We start from the raw sequence: 2,086 nt of genomic DNA, 5'->3' as shown, positions 1-2,086 counted from the left end.
TAGCAAGAAAGCGTTTTGTCGCGATCGAAACATTACCTACCAAACTTTTCACTATTGGTGCAAGCGACTTTCTTTGCAAGCATCGTCGGGGTTTTCCGAAGTAAAGCTATCAGAGGTTGAACCTGTAAATACTTTTGAGGTTGATTTTCCTTCTGGCGCACGTGTGACCTTTCATGGCACTCCGCCAACAACATGGCTCCGCGAACTTCTGAAATGATATTCGATGCTTTCGATAACCCGATTTCATCGCTGCTACCTTTATCGGGGACACACCGACATGCGCAAAGGCGTCGATAGTCTCTGTGGTTTGGTGAGGAATGAACTGAATAAAGATCCCTTGAGTGGCGAGTTGTTCATTTTCTTCTGTCGCGCTCGCCGACGTGTAAAGTTGTTGCTGTGGGAAGATGATGGATTTGCGTTGTATCAAAAACGTCTTGAGTGTGGCACCTTCGAGATGCCTGAAGGAAACACGACTCACCAAAGTATTTCAGCAGAACAACTCAATTTTATCCTTGCGGGAGTTAATCTGAAAAAAGTTTCACTCCGGCAACGTTATGTTGTGAAGAGCATTTCTTCTCTTGGCGTTGTGTGATTATTTTCGCACGGCGTGACCAAGAGAACAGACATTGAAACTTTAAGCAAAGATGACCTAGTCGATAAGGTGATGAATCTTCAGCACCAGGTCGCGCTGTTGCAGAAACTGGTGTTCGGACCAAAGAGTGAAGGCTTCAAAGTCCAAGAAACTCCTGACAATCAACTTTCGCTTGGCGTATCGACGGAAGCTATCGCCGAAGTAGAAGTAAAGAAGACCAAGATCAAAGAACACGATCGTGTCAAAGTAAAACTAGAAGCAAAGAAACATCCAGGTCGTACACCACTTCCATCGACTCTTCGCAGAGAAGATATCATCATCGAGCCACAAGAAGATGTGACAGGACTTAGACGACTTGAAGATGAAGTTACCGAAGTTTTAGAAGTAAAAGCAGCGGAGTTTTATGTGAAGCGTTACGTGCGTCGTAAGTATGTACGCAACGAAGGATCAGGTATTGCGATCGGTCAACTCCCAGCAAGAGCTATTGATAAAGGAGTTGCAGGTGCGTCGGTGCTGGCTATGCTAATCGTTGGAAAGTTTATTGATCATCTTCCGATCTATCGTCAGATCGCAATCTTCAAGCGTTCAGGGATTAATTTACATTACAACACAGTGCTGGATTGGACCAATAATGGTTTGGATGTACTCACCCCGTTGTATGAACAGTTAAAAAGAAAAATACTCAGTAGCATTTATCTTCAAGCAGACGAAACAGGCATAAAAGTTCTTGATAGTGAGAAACAAGGGAGTAGTCATCAGGGTTACCTATGGGCGTATCGCGATGTATTGAGCAATCTGGTATTGTTTGAATACCAACGTGGTCGCAACAAAGAGGCCCCAGCAAAGATGCTTAAGGACTTCAAAGGTTACTTACAGACCGATGGTTATGCGGCATACGATCAGTTTTCAAAACACAACGGTATCACTACACTATGCTGTATGGCGCATGCACGCCGTTACTTTGTTGAAGCCGAGATAAACGATAAGCAGAGAACCACATATGCGTTGCTTGCCTTTCAAGAGATCTATGATCAGGAGCGGCAGATGAAAGATATCCCGATAGAAGAACGAAAGAAGTTGCGCCAAGAGATCATTGCATCAAAGCTAGAGACGCTACATCAGTGGATGCGAGCTGAGTACGCGAAAGTAACGCCGTCATCTCCGATTGGAAAAGCTTTGTCGTATTCCCTGAAGCGCTGGCGAGAGTTGACAGAGTTCGTCAACGATGGTCGCCTTGAAATTGACAACAACAAGATCGAGAATGAGATTCGGCCGATTGCGCTTGGACGAAAAAACTTTTTATTTGCTGGATCACATGAATCAGCGCAACGAATAGCGATGATATATTCTTTGCTGGCAAGTTGCAAAGTGAACGGGATCGAGCCTATGCGCTGGCTCACCCATGTGCTTGAAGAGCTTCCAAAGAGAAGTGTCAATAATATTGACGACCTGCTGCCACACAAAATTTAAAGACGTAGTTGGCCGGGGGCTTAC

General features: G+C 44.8%; 3 protein-coding genes. All 3 read left to right on the top strand.

Annotated features, from left to right (window positions below):
* On the top strand, window positions 1–217 hold a 217-nt coding region (gene tnpA, locus DQQ10_RS28175; protein WP_112750203.1), incomplete at its 5' end, for an IS66 family insertion sequence element accessory protein TnpA.
* Window positions 218–223: 6 nt separating this feature from the next.
* Entirely contained in the window at window positions 224–592 is a 369-nt protein-coding gene (gene tnpB, locus DQQ10_RS27665) for an IS66 family insertion sequence element accessory protein TnpB (protein WP_112750202.1), read from the top strand.
* Between the two features lie 15 nt (window positions 593–607).
* Window positions 608–2,062 carry an IS66 family transposase gene (tnpC, locus tag DQQ10_RS27660; RefSeq protein WP_112750201.1) on the top strand — a complete coding sequence of 485 codons (1,455 nt, stop codon included), beginning with the start codon at window positions 608–610 and terminating at the stop codon, window positions 2,060–2,062.
* Window positions 2,063–2,086 lie beyond the last annotated feature (24 nt).

Origin of the sequence: Pseudochryseolinea flava, assembly GCF_003286915.1 — a bacterium.
Classification (GTDB): Bacteria; Bacteroidota; Bacteroidia; order Cytophagales; family Cyclobacteriaceae; genus Ohtaekwangia; species Ohtaekwangia flava.
This window is presented reverse-complemented; position numbering and strand designations above follow the sequence as displayed.

Bases quoted from the DNA above. Each gene is read 5' to 3' on its own strand.
- tnpB (WP_112750202.1), top strand. From the start codon at position 224: ATGCTTTCGATAACCCGATTTCATCGCTGCTACCTTTATCGGGGACAC.